Raw genomic sequence first — 14188 nt, forward strand, 5'->3', positions numbered from 1 at the left:
TATATATTTTTTTCAAATAAAGAAAATATGAACAAGAAAATTCAATTATTATCCATAATATTTTTAGGGGTTTCGCAGTTCGCGTTTTCCCAGATCAAAGAGGAAAAACTGGTTCTTAACAAAAAGAGAGAACCGGAAGTGAAGAAGATCGAGAAAAAGAAGACTTCCGTGGAAACTATTAAAAACTATCCGCCGGAAGAGAAATCCCAGACTCCTGTAAGGTACACCATTACAGACGTTCCTGCAGTTTCTGATTTCAAAACTTCTACCATTCAGGGAGAGGATGTAGCTCCGAAATTTGACGGAACAGCTCAGAATAACTATGTCCAGTTTGGAATGGGAAATTATGGGAAGATTCTGTTGGATGGAAATGTATCCAAAACCCTTCAAAATAAGTTCGAAGTAGGAGCAGATGTACATTTGCTGTCTACAAGTGGTCTTAAAAATGATTACGACTGGAAATCAAAACAAACATCCGCAACGATAGGTGCCTTCCTTAACTCTTATGGAGATAAAGGGAAATTCAATATCAATGCTGAATATGGATTGAATAACTATAACTATTACGGAATTTACGCTTTAGCACCATCAGCAGATGTTGATTTAAAGCAAAAAGTCAATCAGTTCAAAGTAAATGGATACTATGATTTTTATTCCAATGAAATTCTGAATGATGTAAGAGTGAAATCATCCTTCCTGAAAGATCATTTTGACGCTCAGGAAAATCAGGTTTCTATTTTAGCTAACTTCTCTAAGCATGCTGTTGAGTTAGGAAAATCAGGGATCAATCTGAATGCTGATTTAGGGGTAGGGTTAGAAGCCGTGAAAACAGATTTTGAAATGGTAGACAAGAATTCTTCCAATTTCTTTAATACTAATTTAACTCCAAAAGTAACTTTCAGAAAAGGAGAGTCTTATTTAATGTTAGGATCAGGTTTTTCTTTCCTGAATGCTAAAAATTCTAACAGACTGATGGATCAGGTGAAGAACAATAAAACCTATTGGTTCCCACAGGCTGAGTTCCAGGTGGCTGCTGCCAAAGAATTTAAATTCTACGGTGGGGTAGATGGTGGTCTTAAGCTTAATACTTACGGAGATCTTCTTCAGGAGAATCCTTACGTGCTTTCTGACCAGTATTTAAAGCCTACAGAAACAAAATATCATTTTTATGTAGGATTGAGAGGTGATATTGACGAAACACTGAAATATGACATCTCTGCCGGTTTCGGAAAGATGAAAGACATCATGTTCTTCAGAGCAAACAGCCTTTTTGATAATAACTACACACTGAACCGTGCTGCTTACGACTATGCCAATACATTCTCAGCGATCTATGATGATGGAAATGTAAGTGATATTAAAGGTAGTGTACAGTATTTTCCTTTAGAAAACTTAATGATTGACGGGGAAGTAAGGTTTACAAAATATAACTTGAAGAATTACGATAATATCTACAACGTTCCATTAGTGAACGCAAGTATTGGTGCTAAATATACTATGCTTGACAAGAAATTATTGCTAGGTTTCAAAGGAATTTTCGCAAGCGACAGAACAACTAACTCTTTTTCCATTGAAGGAATTGCAGATGCTTCAGCTCCTAATGGGATGATTTACCGTTCATTAGAAAATACGAACGATAAAGTTGGTGGTTATGCCGATTTAAATCTTTCTGCAGAGTATAAAATTCACAAAAATTTCAGTATTTTCGCACTCGGAAATAATCTTCTAAGCTCAAAATACCAAACCTACAAGGCTTATAAAGTCTTAGGTCCACAGATTCTGGGTGGTGTGAAGATTACGTTCTAATGATAAGTAAGTAATTAATAATAAACTATATTTGTATACTTCATTATTAATTACTTATTATTCATAAAAAATGGCTTCGTAGTTCAACTGGATAGAATATCGGATTTCGGCTCCGAGGGTTGGGGGTTCGAACCCCTCCGAAGTCACTTTTAGCTCCTTTTTAAGGAGCTTTTTTTGTTTGTATACTCCGGAAAATCCTCCCGATATCAATATACTTTAAGCATTACTTTAAATGTTATTTAAACAGTCTTTTTTATTAAGTACATTCATTAATATTGCCTAAATTACTGGACTATAAATAATGAAATCAGACAACCAAACCTATCATCATTATAGACTGCCCGTTCCAAAAGAATTTGAGACGGTGTTTTCTCATTTTTATTTTGCAGAGAACAATTCAACAGGTCCGATAACCAAAACCCTGCTGCCATCCTTTCAGACTATTATGGTGTTCAATTTCGGTACTAAAGCCCGGTTGGTTTCCAGCGCGCAAAGCGAAATTGAAGTAGATAAATGTATCGTACTTGGGCCCATAAAGTCTGCTTTTGAATATACCCTTACCCCCGGAGCGCAAATTTTAGTTGCTAATTTCAAAGATGATGCCTTTTATCGCTTTTTTGGCCAAGCATTTCTTTCTGACCATCTGCCAATACATCCTGATGAAGCAATGGAAGAAAATTGTTTTACCTATTTGTGGCATCAATTAAATGACATCCCAAACATCTCAGATAAAGTAGATTGTATTCTTGATTTTTGCAGACCCTATCTAAAATTGCAGGACTCTACTTCTGCTTTGCTGGCTAATTTTAAAGACGACACCCTAAATCCTATCAAATCTATTGCAGAAGAAACCGGACAGACGGAAAGGAATGTACAATTGATGCACAAAAAGCATTTTGGATATAGTGCCAAAGAAGTCAGCAGATACAAACGTTTTGTAAAAGCAATCAGACAAATAGAACAAGTTCTTTTGTCATCGAAGAATGTGGATTGGTTTGAAGTTGTAGATCAATGCGGATATTATGATCAAAGCCAGCTTATCCACGATTTTAAGCATTTCATCAATCTTTCTCCTAAACATTTTGTAAGGTTCCAGCAAGATATTTGCCAGGCTTCAGCTGAATAGCCTTTTCGTTTTCTTACAATTTTTCCGTTTGTGAGCATCCTACTTTTGTTTTGTTCAATTACTTAAAAACAAACAAAATGAAACATCTTATTATTTATGCCCATCCTAATAAGGCCAGTTTAAATCATCTATTTAAACAAACGGTTGAAGAAACATTACTGCAACAAAAACATGAGGTTGTAGTCAGGGATTTGTACCAGCTTAATTTTGATCCGGTGCTATCCCTTGAAGATATGGACGGACAACGCAGAGGCATTGTTAATGAAGCCATCAGAACTGAGCAGGAATACATTGCCTGGGCGGAAGTGGTAACGTTTATTTATCCGATATGGTGGACAGGTATGCCGGGCATAATGAAAGGGTACATCGATAGGGTATTTAGCTATGGATTTGCCTATCGTTATGACAGTGGTGTACAAAAAGGACTGCTGGCTGGCAAGGCCGCTTATATTATCAATTCGCATGGAAAAGCAAAAGCGGAATATCAGGAAATAGGAATGGATAATGCCTTAAAGCTCACCTCAGATACAGGTGTCTATACGTATTGCGGCTTCGACATTAAGCAGCATTTCTTCTTTGACCGTGCCGACCGTGCAACCGCAGAGATTATAAAGGGATGGAAAACGGCAATAGTTGATGCTTATGCCATTAGCAAACCTAATGATAAAATGCAAGAGGAAATAGAAAGAGAAATACCTCACTGGGAAAAATAGCAGTTCCACAATCTACACAAGCCTTCTTTTCAGAGGGCTTTTTTGTTATATTTGCGGAAAATTAATAACGATGCCTATTCCAAAGACTCCTTAGGCTTATTGTAGTTGAAAGATTCTCTCTCGGCATTTCCGCCACTAGTCAATATGAAATTTAAAAATAACTATGAAATTAACGCTGAAAATACTGAAGTTTACTGGTAAGCTTATAGTAGGAATTCTAATATTATTATTTCTCTCTGGGATGTGTTACCGGTTATTGAGTTCAAAACCAGTCCCGCCAGGTAAATTAGTTAATGTTAATGGTACTAATATTCATGTGCGGGTAGAAGGTGAAAAAACATCATTGCCTACTATTATTATGGAAGCTGGGGCACACAGCAATACAGATATGCTGCACTGGATAGCAGAAGGTTTGAAAGACAAAACAAGAGTTATCCGGTATGACAGAGATGGAAAATGGTTTAGCGAATCGAGTAATAGTGATCAAATATCTCCTGAGTTGTATGCACACCAGCTTCATAAATTATTAGAGAAAGTTGGTGAAAAACCACCTTATATTTTGGTTGGTCATTCTATGGGAGGTCCTTATAGTAGAATATTTAGAGATCTTTATCCAAACGAAGTTGAAGGAATTGTTTTCATAGATTCAAGTCATCCTGAACAATGGAAGCGCTTAGCTCAAAAAGAATTGGTTCCTGAAGGGCAGGCAAAATTATTGAAAATAGGATCTATCCTTACCGATTTAGGTATTTTGGGTATTTATAACAAAACAATGGGTAAAGCACCGTATCAAGGTGATGGTTTACCTAAAGAATTGTATGGCCGTTAACAATTGCTTACTAATTATTCTGGTGATGTGTATCGTATGTTTTTAAGAGAGAATGAACTTACTAATGATGTGCTGAAGCGTGCTGGTAAAGCAAAGGCTTTAGATTCACTACCTGTGTTGGTTTTTACTGCGACAGAACAGTATAAAGAATCCCAAAAAGAAAAATACAGAAAATCAGGAATTGACCCTGAAAAGCAAGTTCAATTATGGTTTGACATGCAAAAAGAACTAAAAGAACTCTCTTCCAATGGAAAACAAATGATTATGAACGCCAGTCATGGTACCATCATTACAAAAAAAGAAAATGCTGATGCAATAAATAAAGAGATTCTTTTATTAGCTGAAAGTATTGGAAAGAAAAATTAAAACCCTCATGCGAGCAGCTTGTTCGTGTCCAGAATAAAGTTTTTTTAGAGATTTAAAGACAGAAATGCGCTACCACAAAAAACAATAGGTACTCAATAATACACAAGCCAACTTTATTGGAAATGAAATATATTAATATTTTGAAATTAGTTTTATTTAGTTATATTTGGAAATGAGAACGATATGTTCTAAAAACTAACAAACTAATAAACAACTATGAAAAATCTTAAGAAAATCACAAGAGACAGTATGAAGTCTATCAAAGGAGCAGGTCCAACTTATTGCAGAGTGGGATATATCTATATGTGTGCTTCTATTTATGAATGTATTCCAGAGCAGGACATTTGGGACTGTGCTTGCGGATGTGTTCCTGTCACAAGAAATTTCTAACTAACTTTTTCAGAATATTCTGATTATAAGACAATTAATTAAGCCACCTTTTCTAGGTGGCTTTTGTTATATTTTTGAGAGACTAAGACCTTTCAGATATAGAAAAATATAAAATTATTTTCTATTTACAATAAAGTTCTTGAATTTATGGATTACAAATATTTTCAAACTGTAATAGTGGGGCACACGTTCGGAAACTCTGATAGAACATTATTTAAACAATATTTTTTAACATGACAGTAAATCTGCTGTATCAACATCAACTATTTTTTTTTGTGCAATTTTATAGCTATGCTCATCGGCTCCGAAGAGATACTGACTTAATTCTTTAATTGTAAAATTATCAATTTCTTAGGATTTGAAATTAGAATAAAAGAGATTATTATCATTAAAAAAAACTTCAAGTTCCTCAAAACTGTTAAAATTATGTAATTCATCCTTTGTATAAGTAGATTCATCATCTACGAATCCCGTAGGACATTCTTCCCAGGTTAAAATAATCTGATCATTATATAACCAAACCTTTATTAAGCCAGTATTTTCGTTTTGTTCGTTTTCATTGTAAATGTAATAACACGATTTGTGTGATTGAATTTTGGAAATAAACTTTTCTCTATTCATTTTTTTCTTTTAGCACAGGATTAGGATCAATGGTGTATTTTTCATAGGACCTTTTAATGGTGTCCGGCTCTTGGGTAAAAGGTCTTACTCCTTACATTAAGATAAATGTATTAATATTAACCAACTCTATCAGCTTTTAGAAACAGAATTGAATAAAGCCCGATTAATATCGTTAAAAAACGCTAGGAAAGAAGAAGTACAGGCGATCAGTGTATCTTTGTGTATCTGGATTTCATAAATTTCAGTACCATTCTGTTTATACCAATACTTAAACTTTATGATATTATTTTCAAGAGTATAAAAAATCATGATCTCATCAAAGAAAAAGCTCGTCAGTATATTACCTGTTTTAAAATAATTCCGATCAAAAAAAATGACATTTTCGGTACCTTCTATTTCGGGATCTTCTGTAATAAGGTCCATAAAATCTTCCCATTCTTTCCAATACTGTAAGATGAGTGCATCTGATATGTAAAATAAATCATTTTTAATGGTTGTATTTGCCTCTAATATTGCTTTAAGACTTTCACAGTCAACATAAAAATAGCTTAGATTATTTTCATCCTTATTGGCGATATCCCTTCCGTTAATAATCAATTTTAATGTACCAAATAGGTTATTAAAAGAGTTATTGTGGCACAATTCTACTTCTAATATCAGATTTTTAGACTCATATATTATATTCATTTTAATGATGATGATTATGTTTTCTAGTTAATTTTGAAAGGAATCATATCGGATGTTGAGCCAAAGTATTCCATTTGAAAATAATAGGTTTTGTTTTTGGTAACATTGAAGTTAGCTCCTCTAAAATTGAGAAATAATTCATCATACATTTCTTCCAGCTTAGCTGGTATCACAAATTGAGCAGTTGCCCCGGTTTCAATGGCAATTACATTCTCAGTGTATGTAGTGGGTGATATATAATTGACTCCTCTATGTACTTTATTTTGATGCTCATCATACAAATTAACAGTTCTTCTTGTGAAGCCTCCCGAATCATCAGAGATATTGGAGTAGATAATTTTTTCAGAAAAATTATGTACGGTTATCGTAAATAACAGGATTGATTCTGTCTGTTTGATATCTACACTTATCTTAATTGTATTCATGTTTCCGTGGTTTAGTTTGTAATGTATTGATGCTTTTTACCTCTAATGATTACCTTTGGTCTTTTCTGAATGGCACCTTTACATTTTCATGGGATATTTTCTGCAATATCAGATAAATTATCAATTTAAAAAAGGCTTTTCTTATAAAAAGAAAAGCCTTTATATCTGGTTGGTTTATCAGATTATTTTAACTGTGTTACCCCAGTTACTTTCTGTGTTTTCTTATCAATGGTAACCATTACATTGGACCATGTCCAGAATTCAGAATACTCATAAGAATCTACAGCTCTTGGTTTGTTAAATTCTTCTTCCAATATCTTTTTAGTCATTCCTACAGCGATTGTTCCGTTAAAAATTGATTCTCCGAAGCTTTTGCCATACTTTTTAATTAAAGATGCTTTTCTTTCTGTGGTTTGCAGGTCTAGCTGTTCTTTAGTTTTATAGTCATCACCGAAAAGATAGGATAAGTTTATGGTAGGGAGATATTTATCCTTTATTTTTTTAGACATATTATAGAAAAAATTATTTTTAAAATAATTCTCTATTCTAAAGTTAAACGTTGCAAAACCTTTATTCATAGAAGAATTGTTTTCATAGGTGATAAAATGAACCTTATGGGGCTTATCATAATCAGACAATAAATCTTTTATTTGCTGTCTGGCTACATAAGCCTGTTCTTCAGAAAGATTTAGCGCATTCACATCTAAATTTCTCAATACTTTTACCAGTTTATGAGCCTCTATCTGGTTAAAATAAACCCCGTCAATTGTACTTTTTATAGCTTTTATATCCTCCGGGTTAATATCACTTTCTTTCTTATATTTTTCTAATCTTTCCAAGGATTCCTTATAAGCCTGGGCTGCCTTATCATAATCTCCTTTCCATAAATAATGATTTGCTTTAACAAGATAGCAGTTAGCAACTTCATAATAACTTCTATTTTTATTACTCATTTCTTTAAAACTATTGTTGGCATATGAAATAATAATGTCATACTTATAGTCATCAAAATTAGGATCAAAGCAAAAAGTAGGTAACTGTTCAGCATCTCGATTAAACCAATAACTGTCAGGATTGGCAATTCCTTTTTCTTTTAAATAGGTTAATGCCTCAGTGTGTTTTTCTCCTCTGATTAATTTATTATACTTATTTTCATTAACCTTCATTTGTGCATTCATGCTAAGGCTGAAGGTTATTAGCAATGGTGTTAATAATTTACGTGTTTTCATTGTAATTAGTTTAATATTTTTTTTAAAATCGGGCAAATGTAATAAATTATTTCACAAAAAAGCCTCTTTGAAAATTTCTTTATTCATAGCAATAATTATGTAGTAGTAAAAGGTTTGTATTCTTTATTGATACAGAAAATAGAAAATATTTTATTTTTTTAAGTGCCGAAGAAGAGAAGCTGATTGTTTCTGAAGCTGATAATGTAGAATGGGAAATGGGATGCAGATTTAAAGCGGGGTGTTCAGTATTATAGATATATGGATGATTCTAAGAAAAAAAAATAATCAGGATCTTAAAATAGATGTATTACCTGATGGGCATTTCCTTGGAAGAAAAGATTAAAAAGAATTTTAACCTTGAAAATTCTTTTGATCAGGTTATTATCAATGAATATGAACCCGGACAGGGAATATCCAACCATATAGACTGTGTATCTTGTTTTGAGGATATTATTATCTCTGTAAGCCTTTTATCTTCCTGTGTTATGCAGTTTTCAAAAGATAGGGAACAACAGGAAATCCTATTACAACCCCGAAGTCTTTTGCTGTTAAGCGGAGAGGCAAGATATCATTGGAAACATGGTATAAAAGCTGTAAAAAATGATAAGTGGTCAGATACAATAATCCCCCGAAAAAGACGGATATCTATAACTTTCCGGAAAATTAAAGAATAAAAAGATCCCCTGTTTGAGGAAGAGCCGAGGGGTATTTATCAATTTACAGTCTGAAAAAGAATATAAAATAATAAAGACTGATACAAATAGTTTAAAAAAATATTAGAAAACAAAAAAAATGAAACCGCTCTTTTAGAAATAATCTAACTGTCAAAAAATATGGATAAAGTTCCTATATTGCGACGGATTTTTCAATGTAATAAATTAATACAACCAAAAAACGGCTAACCCTGTAACACTAAGACCATGATAAACCCAAGACAATTTACCAGTTATAAAAAAGCTGATTCTTCTGATACTGCTTCTGTTCAGCCTGACAGAATACTGACAAGCTATCCTACCGAAACTTTAGTTGAAAAAGATAAAAAATACAAGGAACAGAAGATTCTGATTCCTGAATTCTCCTTGCCAGGAAGTCTTGCAAAACCGGAACTGGAAGGATTAACTTTTCATTTTATGGCATTTCCGACACTTTTTGAGTACGCAGATTTCAGATTAATCGATGGAAATAAATATGAGTTGCTGGGCTTTAATGGTAAGCCTGTTCCTGAGCTTACTTCTGAATTGGTAGATTTGTATACCGAAGCCATGCAGGTTTATTTTGAGCAAAATAGTGAACCTTCAGTATATAGTGAAAAGGATACCTTTTATCATAAAGAAGATATAACATTACTTACAGGGAAAGTGAAGTGGGATTTCAGTACCTATCTGAGGCAGACCACAGAGGTGGAAAATGAAAGCCTTTATGAACTTGAAAAAGAAGGAGAACTTGAATATGAGGAATTTGATGAAGATTTCAATTATACCACCGATTATGATCTGCCTGTTTTCAAAGACGAAAACGGAAATACTTTAGAATTTGTATGCCGTTTGTATGCACCAAATTTTCCGGGTTCACATTATCTTTTTTATTCAAAGGAAACACAACTTGTCCGTCAGTTTTCTAAGTCTCCGAGAAGGCAAGAGCATCAGATTTATTTTAACAGACTCGAAAATCCTGATCCGGGTATAGATGTTTTAGAAGAAATTTCAGATCCGTCGAAAGTTTTTACCGAACCATCTTACTTCCATCAGATGGTTCTATTACCTAAATACAGTTTTCCGGGGTCCATTGCCCATAAAAAATATGCTGATCTGAGGTTTCATTTTGTGATTGTGCCGGTTTTTAATACCTGGGTAGATTTCAGATTAACTGAAGATAATATCTATGAAGTATTGTGTTTTGATGATCAGTTACCAGGAGATTTTACCCCTGAGTTTATCAAAAGGTGTGAGGATAATATAGATACCTATTTTGAAGAAATTCCAGAAAAAACACGTTATTTTATTGCATCTGATACGGAGATGGAATATGATTCATTACTGTTAAGCACCGGTACGGAACCTATCTGGGATCAAGCAGATTATATGCGTGAGAAAACAGAAGAAGAAATCCAGGCCGATTATGATGCTAGTCATATGAATATATTAAGCGATCCTTTTCAGGATAGAGACTATGTAACCGATTATGATGCACCGGAACTGAAGGACGAAAACGGAGATACCATGGTGTTTATTGCCCAATTGTATGAAGGGATACTGTTCGGAAGCTATTATCTGTATTATTCTCCAAAAACAAGGTTGGTTCGACAGTTTTTTCAATGTACTTAATAAAAAATTGTCGCTCATTGTTTTTAACCCTCACTAAGAGAAATTGCTGCTGAAATATCAGAAGAAATGATATTCCGATCATTGAATGAAATCCATACTTAAATAGTATCATCAGAAATTGAAAACAGGCCAAATGAAAGAAGACCAAGTAAACATAACACAGAAAACGGACGAAGAAATTAAGCAGATTCTAGGTATAAATCCAGAAGAGGCTTGTAAAAAGCCAGATTTTATCCGTCGCTTAAAACTCAAAGACTTAATAATTGATGATTTTTCCAGATTTTTACCTTATCTCAGCGAGCTGAGAACTTTATATCTCACTAATTGTACTATTATTAATTTTTCCGAATTACTGAAATTGGCTCATTGTAATTATTTCTACTTAGATAATGTGACTTTCAGAAACTCTGATTGTCATACAATAAGGGAGTTTCCATATGAAATGCGCTTTTCCAATATGAACTTTGATGCCTGTGGTTTGAATGGCCTTCATGCAGCTGGATCTAGAAAAGGATATAAACACTTCGAAATTGAGAACTGCCATATTGATAATATTCAGGAATTAAACAATATTGAAGGGTTATCTGCATTGATGCTAGATAATATCACCTTTACCTGGTATCCTAAAAAAATAAAAGAGAAATCAGTTCGGAGAATAAGTATTTCCAACTCGCAGTTTGATGATGTTTCCTTTATACCTTTTAAAAAATCGGTAGAAGATATTGAGTTCATAAACTGTCAGATAGGAAGTATTGCAGGGCTTTCTGAGTTTAAGAAGCTTGAAGAAATTGAAATTGATACTGGTACCACTGTTGAAGATATGAAGGAGCAGGGAAATCCTTCCAATAAAGAACTTACGTGTTGTTTTTTCGTTAAAGAGGAAAAGTCAATCAATTTAAAAAACGTACAGACACTCAAAAATTATATTAATCATTTCCATTTTACCAATTTTAAAGGAAAAACCATTGAGGGTCTCAGGGAATTTGAAAAGGTAAATAAGCTTTCATTGGATGACTCTACATTTTATGTGGATGCTTTTTTACCCATTGCAAAGCAGATTAAAAGCGTAAATGTTAGTGATTCTGTTATCAAAAAACAGAACTATTTTAGCGATTTTCCTAATTTGACCTGTTTTGAACTATCATACCATGGAGAAAGTAATATAAAGTCTCGAAATTTTTCAAAACTGCTTCCGTTAAAAAATCAGCTGAAAGAACTGTTTTTTTATGAATCTGTGGAAGTGGCGGCAACCTATCCAATCAAACAGTTTAAGGCTCTGGAATCTTTAAAAATAGGGTATGAGGTTTCTGTAAAAACTACTGAATCTATCATGAAACTTAAAAAATTAAAAAAACTATCTGTAAGTACTGAAAAAACTAAGACAATTTTTGATGTAGGAAACTTAAAAAAGTTGGAATTTTTAATTTTTAACTCAAGAGCACGTTTTACAGGGTTTGAACATTTGAAACGCTTAAAGTCACTGGAAATCATCAATGACAGGATATTTGATGTTAAAACACTTCCCAAAATGAAATCCTTAAAAAGATTGCGGTTTTCTGCCTATAATTGTAAAGTTAAGGGGCTGAGTCGATTTCCTAATTTAGAATTTCTGAAACTTCAAGGGGTAAAAGAGTTACAATTGAAAGACTTGAAAAAGCTAAAAGTTCTGGATCTGCAAAATAGTGAAATTAAAGACTTTTCTTCATTCGGAAATTTACCTTCCCTTGAAAAATTAGATGTCTCAGTTCTTCAAAATAAGATTAATTTAAAAGGAATATCGAAATTTCCTAATTTGAAATGGCTCACATTCTCGGAAAGTATGGAGCTTGATGATATTTCCGGTTTAGAACCATTAAAAAAATTAGAACGTCTGGATTTATTACATACAAGAGTTACAGACGTACGAATGTTGAACTCTTTACCGAATTTGAAGGATGTCAATATAGCTGTATGGGATGCGGATGTAGATCTTGAATCGCAGCTGGACCGCCCGGAAATAGCTATTTATTGTGGATTGCCAACAAGGAATTTATGTATTTGGGAAAGAGACGAATTTGGGATTTAAAAACTTTATTTTTTACTTATGAAAACCTTGCCATTAAGCAGACTGTAAGTTTTAGAACAAAGTACTATTTGAATATAATAACTACGATTTAGGTCATCACTCACTGCAAAGTCTCCGGACGCTTACAGAAAATCATTTGAAAACTATTCCGCTGCATACCGGTTGTGAACAAACAAAGTCTGCCCTGATTTTACCCAGGGCAGACTTATATGGAGATAAGTAGCTTACTTATTTTGGATATACTGATGCGATAAACTGTTTGTCTGTAGGAGATAAAACAGTATTATTTCCCACACTGAATCCGTTTGTAGTCAGCGTTGAACTGATGCTATAGTGCATAATTGATAATTTATCATAAGCACTATACTGTGTTTGAGAAGTTGAATATTTTGCAAAAAGGTTATTATCTACCTGAGCCTGAGACCAGTAGTTTGGAGCTCCTGCATAATAGGCATATACTTTTGGCTTATCCCATGGAATAGCAGCTAAAGGATGCTGATGCTCGTGGATCATTCCCAGAGCATGTCCGAATTCGTGGATGGTTGTTCTGCTGAATTCTGAATCACTTGTTGAATCATTAAACCAGCCGAAGTTCATTGTTTCCTTATTGGAAGCTATACTAAGAGCATCTTTTCCTATATATGAATAAGAGCCTGCGTTGGCAGTGAAGGTAACACGGATTTGTGCTGTTCCACTGGTGATAAAGTTAAATTTGATGTTGGCATATTGAGACCATTCATTAGCATATTGCATCACTTTGTTACGAACTTTAGTGGTTCCTCCATTAAGACTTACAGTGATTACGCTGCCATTAGGCCATTTTTTACTGGTAACGACTGCTCCTTTTGAAGCTGTTCCGGGAATATAATCCTGCCCAGGAAGATAAACATCTTTACACATTTGTGTTTTTTCAAAACCGGCAGGGATATCTGCCTGGGGTATAGCTTGCAATGCTGAGAGTGTTTGTTGTTCTTGTGGGTTTTTTTCTTCTACATTATCATTTGTAGTATTACATGATACTATAGCCATTGAAATAAATGATCCCAATAAGATCTTCTTGTGTAATTCCATAATGTGGGTGTTTTTTGGTGATTAATGTTTTTTTAGACTATAGGAAATATGGATAACCTATTGTGTTGAAATTAAAACTAAAATAAAAAACAAAGCATCCTCTGTTTTTCTTTTGTAAATTAATATTGGACTGGTTCTACATAGATACTACATTTAACCGAATAGCCCTTATATAAAAGGATTTGATGGATGCAAAATCTTATAATTTTAATTGTATAGTATTCAATATTGACATCATTATCCCGTATACTACACAAAATTGAGTAGGTATAATGGCTGAAAACCTCACTGAATTAATCCCTTTTTTGTTAATTTCTGTCTCCAAAAATCAAAATTGAGTGATTTAAGTGCGGGAATATCTCATGGGTGTGAGTTGCATTTGAAAGCTTGACTAATTAAATACAATAATTTGTTGAGTATCCTTTTGTAATTTATTTAAATAATACGACAGGTTCTGTCGCAGTCGCATTGTAGCTTTGTAGGAGAATGATATGAAATGACAAATATTGATAGAAATATCATCATGTTTAGAAGTA

The 14188-nt window shown here is 33.5% G+C and carries 14 protein-coding genes and 1 tRNA gene; 10 read left to right on the forward strand and 5 right to left on the reverse strand.

Annotated features, from left to right (window positions below):
• Nucleotides 1-27: 27 nt before the first annotated feature.
• The 7 genes from DRF65_RS18415 (at nucleotide 28) to DRF65_RS28565 (ending at nucleotide 5230) form a co-directional block, all read left to right on the forward strand.
• A complete protein-coding gene (locus DRF65_RS18415) occupies nucleotides 28-1806 on the forward strand; it encodes a TonB-dependent receptor (RefSeq protein ID WP_115972208.1) in 1779 nt (592 codons plus the stop codon).
• A 72-nt stretch (nucleotides 1807-1878) separates the two neighbouring features.
• Nucleotides 1879-1952, forward strand: a tRNA-Arg gene (locus tag DRF65_RS18420).
• Nucleotides 1953-2107: 155 nt separating this feature from the next.
• Nucleotides 2108-2932 (forward strand): helix-turn-helix domain-containing protein, encoded by an 825-nt coding sequence (locus DRF65_RS18425; protein ID WP_115972209.1) that lies wholly within the window; start codon nucleotides 2108-2110, stop codon nucleotides 2930-2932.
• A 50-nt stretch (nucleotides 2933-2982) separates the two neighbouring features.
• Nucleotides 2983-3645: an NAD(P)H-dependent oxidoreductase gene (locus tag DRF65_RS18430; RefSeq protein WP_228438787.1), complete on the forward strand. Its 663-nt coding sequence runs from the start codon at nucleotides 2983-2985 to the stop codon at nucleotides 3643-3645.
• A gap of 163 nt (nucleotides 3646-3808) precedes the next feature.
• The gene (locus tag DRF65_RS18435; protein WP_115972211.1) at nucleotides 3809-4474 is read left to right on the forward strand and encodes an alpha/beta fold hydrolase; all 666 of its coding nucleotides are present in this window, start codon (nucleotides 3809-3811) and stop codon (nucleotides 4472-4474) included.
• A gap of 3 nt (nucleotides 4475-4477) precedes the next feature.
• A complete protein-coding gene (locus DRF65_RS18440) occupies nucleotides 4478-4840 on the forward strand; it encodes a hypothetical protein (protein WP_123947382.1) in 363 nt (120 codons plus the stop codon).
• A gap of 216 nt (nucleotides 4841-5056) precedes the next feature.
• Nucleotides 5057-5230, forward strand: a complete 174-nt coding sequence (locus tag DRF65_RS28565; protein ID WP_165852267.1) for a bacteriocin-like protein — start codon at nucleotides 5057-5059, stop codon at nucleotides 5228-5230.
• 351 nt (nucleotides 5231-5581) lie between these two features.
• Here the strand turns inward: DRF65_RS28565 and DRF65_RS18445 are convergent, their stop codons facing one another.
• From DRF65_RS18445 to DRF65_RS18460, 4 genes are all read right to left on the reverse strand, one after another.
• Nucleotides 5582-5851: a hypothetical protein gene (locus tag DRF65_RS18445; RefSeq protein WP_115972213.1), complete on the reverse strand. Its 270-nt coding sequence runs from the start codon at nucleotides 5849-5851 to the stop codon at nucleotides 5582-5584.
• A gap of 129 nt (nucleotides 5852-5980) precedes the next feature.
• Entirely contained in the window at nucleotides 5981-6538 is a 558-nt protein-coding gene (locus DRF65_RS18450) for a hypothetical protein (RefSeq protein ID WP_115972214.1), read from the reverse strand.
• Nucleotides 6539-6561: 23 nt separating this feature from the next.
• Nucleotides 6562-6963, reverse strand: coding sequence for a hypothetical protein (locus tag DRF65_RS18455; RefSeq protein WP_115972215.1), 402 nt, complete (start codon nucleotides 6961-6963; stop codon nucleotides 6562-6564).
• 182 nt (nucleotides 6964-7145) lie between these two features.
• Nucleotides 7146-8192, reverse strand: a complete 1047-nt coding sequence (locus DRF65_RS18460; RefSeq protein ID WP_123947383.1) for a hypothetical protein — start codon at nucleotides 8190-8192, stop codon at nucleotides 7146-7148.
• Nucleotides 8193-8506: 314 nt separating this feature from the next.
• Here DRF65_RS18460 and DRF65_RS18465 point away from each other — a divergent pair, with 314 nt between their 5' ends.
• The 3 genes from DRF65_RS18465 to DRF65_RS18475 all read left to right on the forward strand — a co-directional run bounded on the left by DRF65_RS18465 (nucleotide 8507) and on the right by DRF65_RS18475 (nucleotide 12581).
• Complete coding sequence (locus tag DRF65_RS18465) at nucleotides 8507-8866, forward strand: alpha-ketoglutarate-dependent dioxygenase AlkB (protein WP_228438789.1); 360 nt, start codon at nucleotides 8507-8509, stop codon at nucleotides 8864-8866.
• Between the two features lie 246 nt (nucleotides 8867-9112).
• On the forward strand, nucleotides 9113-10516 hold the full coding sequence (locus tag DRF65_RS18470) for a hypothetical protein (RefSeq protein WP_115972218.1): 1404 nt from the start codon (nucleotides 9113-9115) through the stop codon (nucleotides 10514-10516).
• 133 nt (nucleotides 10517-10649) lie between these two features.
• Entirely contained in the window at nucleotides 10650-12581 is a 1932-nt protein-coding gene (locus DRF65_RS18475; RefSeq protein WP_115972219.1) for a leucine-rich repeat domain-containing protein, read from the forward strand.
• A 228-nt stretch (nucleotides 12582-12809) separates the two neighbouring features.
• On the opposite strand, the gene DRF65_RS18480 is transcribed toward DRF65_RS18475, so the two are convergent.
• A complete protein-coding gene (locus DRF65_RS18480; RefSeq protein WP_115972220.1) occupies nucleotides 12810-13652 on the reverse strand; it encodes a M12 family metallopeptidase in 843 nt (280 codons plus the stop codon).
• Nucleotides 13653-14188: the final 536 nt, after the last annotated feature.

The sequence above is a fragment of the Chryseobacterium pennae genome, assembly GCF_003385515.1.
Lineage (GTDB): Bacteria > Bacteroidota > Bacteroidia > Flavobacteriales > Weeksellaceae > Chryseobacterium > Chryseobacterium pennae.

Coding starts and splice junctions, on each gene's coding strand:
- DRF65_RS18415 (WP_115972208.1), top strand. CDS start 28: ATGAACAAGAAAATTCAATTATTATCCATAATATTTTTAGGGGTTTCG.
- DRF65_RS18425 (WP_115972209.1), top strand. CDS start 2,108: ATGAAATCAGACAACCAAACCTATCATCATTATAGACTGCCCGTTCCA.
- DRF65_RS18435 (WP_115972211.1), top strand. CDS start 3,809: ATGAAATTAACGCTGAAAATACTGAAGTTTACTGGTAAGCTTATAGTA.
- DRF65_RS28565 (WP_165852267.1), top strand. CDS start 5,057: ATGAAAAATCTTAAGAAAATCACAAGAGACAGTATGAAGTCTATCAAA.
- DRF65_RS18445 (WP_115972213.1), bottom strand. CDS start 5,851: ATGAATAGAGAAAAGTTTATTTCCAAAATTCAATCACACAAATCGTGT.
- DRF65_RS18450 (WP_115972214.1), bottom strand. CDS start 6,538: ATGAATATAATATATGAGTCTAAAAATCTGATATTAGAAGTAGAATTG.
- DRF65_RS18455 (WP_115972215.1), bottom strand. CDS start 6,963: ATGAATACAATTAAGATAAGTGTAGATATCAAACAGACAGAATCAATC.
- DRF65_RS18460 (WP_123947383.1), bottom strand. CDS start 8,192: ATGAAAACACGTAAATTATTAACACCATTGCTAATAACCTTCAGCCTT.
- DRF65_RS18465 (WP_228438789.1), top strand. CDS start 8,507: ATGGGCATTTCCTTGGAAGAAAAGATTAAAAAGAATTTTAACCTTGAA.
- DRF65_RS18470 (WP_115972218.1), top strand. CDS start 9,113: ATGATAAACCCAAGACAATTTACCAGTTATAAAAAAGCTGATTCTTCT.
- DRF65_RS18475 (WP_115972219.1), top strand. CDS start 10,650: ATGAAAGAAGACCAAGTAAACATAACACAGAAAACGGACGAAGAAATT.
- DRF65_RS18480 (WP_115972220.1), bottom strand. CDS start 13,652: ATGGAATTACACAAGAAGATCTTATTGGGATCATTTATTTCAATGGCT.